Source organism: Sphaerochaeta sp. UBA5836 (assembly GCF_002432845.1).
GTDB lineage: Bacteria > Spirochaetota > Spirochaetia > Sphaerochaetales > Sphaerochaetaceae > Sphaerochaeta.
Map to the genome: position 1 here is coordinate 39,690 of NZ_DJGW01000107.1, position 1,903 is coordinate 41,592.

The 1,903-nt window shown below is 54.9% G+C and carries 2 protein-coding genes; both read left to right on the forward strand.

Annotated elements, in window-relative coordinates; genetic code table 11:
• Positions 1–786: GntP family permease (locus B3F49_RS10595; protein ID WP_414712534.1), on the forward strand; the 786-nt coding region annotated here is incomplete at its 5' end.
• A 50-nt stretch (positions 787–836) separates the two neighbouring features.
• Positions 837–1,903, forward strand: a 1,067-nt coding sequence (locus B3F49_RS10600) for a glycerate kinase (RefSeq protein WP_293910912.1), incomplete at its 3' end; no start/stop codon positions are given.

Genomic DNA, 1,903 nt, shown 5'->3' on the forward strand with positions numbered 1-1,903 from the left:
TATGCCAACTACATCGGCAAGAGAGTGAAGAGCGGAGAGGATTTGGGCGAAGATGATGAAGGTGTCGATTACGACACCCTGCTCAAGAGTTTTGGAGACCTACCCAACGGATTCCTCGCCCTTGCCCCGATTCTCATGCCGATTCTTGCAATGGCCCTTGGTTCGCTCTCCGCCGCTCTGAAGTGGAAAGGTGCCGCTGCCAGCTTCCTGGCCTTCATCGGCACACCGATCATCGCCTTGACCATCGGCTTGTTGTTCGGCATTTTACTGCTTGTCCAACGCAGCGAAATGAAACACTTCAACAACATGACCACCGAAACATTGAAAGTTGTCGGCCCGATCCTGTTCATCACCGCTGCCGGTGGAGTATTGGGAAAAGTCATTGCCAGCGCTGGTTTTGTCGTCTACATGCAGGAACATGCAGCCGGTTTGGCGACTGTCGGAATCTTCTTCCCGTTCCTCATTTCGGCCATCCTCAAGACAGCACAAGGCTCCTCCACAGTAGCCATCACCACCACTGCCGGCATTATGGGCAGTATCGCCGAAAGCTCTTCCATGATGACAGCCCTTGGGCTTGCAAGCCCGATGGCCGCTGTCTTGACAGTCATGGCGATCGGGGCAGGCTCGATGACGGTCTCCCATGCCAATGACAGTTATTTCTGGGTGGTAACCAACTTTGGAAAGCTCAAGCCGGAGGATGGGTATAAGACCCAAACGATGGTCACGTTGCTGCAAGGTTTGACAAGCATCATTTTCATCTGGCTTTTATCCCTCATTTTGTTGTAACATACTGATACCACGGGGGCTTCGGCCCCCACACCAGTGAGGAGCCCGCGATGAAGAATATCCTATTAATCCCCGATTCCTTCAAAGGAACCATGAGTTCCGAACAAATCTGTTCCATCATGGACAAAGCAATCAAGCAGCACTATCCAGATGCCCAGGTTACCAGCATTCCGGTGGCCGACGGTGGAGAAGGTAGTGTAGACGCATTTCTGCAAGCTCTCGGAGGCGAAAAGAGATCTCTTACCGTCCAAGGCCCTTACGCCTTCCCCATGGAAAGTTTCTATGGGGTGATCAAGAAAAACACAGCGGTCATTGAGATGGCGGCCTGTGCAGGACTTCCGCTTGTCGGTGATGAACTTCACCCCGACCTGACTACCACCTACGGTGTCGGCGAGTTGATCCTCGATGCCGCCAAGAGCGGCTGCAAGACCATTATTGTCGGACTCGGCGGCAGTGCAACCAACGATGGTGGTTGTGGTGCTGCAGCTGCATGCGGTGTTGTATTCCGTGACAAGGCCGGCAAAGCCTTCGTTCCCACCGGAGGCACGCTTGGCAAGGTTGACAGCATCGACACCTCGGGCTTGGATCCTGCACTCAAGGGCGTCACCATCACCACCATGTGCGATATCGACAATCCGTTCTACGGGCCCACCGGTGCAGCCCATATCTTCGGGCCCCAAAAAGGAGCCACGCCCGAGATGGTCAAGATTCTTGATGCAAACATGCAGAGTCTTGCCAAGGTCATCGAGCGTGATTGCAACATCGACGTGCAAGCCATCCCCGGCAGCGGTGCTGCGGGCGGCATGGGCGGCGGCATGGCTGCATTCTTCTCCAGCCAACTGCAAATGGGCATCGAGACGGTACTTGAAACGGTCAACTTCGACAAGCTTTTGACCAAGGCCGACCTGGTGCTCACCGGAGAGGGAAAGATTGACGGCCAGAGTCTCAGAGGCAAGGTGGTGATCGGAGTCGCAAGACGTGCAAAGAAAGCCAACGTGCCTGTGGTTGCAATCGTCGGGGATATCGGAGACGATGTTGAAGGAGCCTATGAAGAGGGGGTGAGCGGAATCTTCTCGATCAACCGCCTGGCCATCGACTTCAAGGCTGCCAAGCCCCG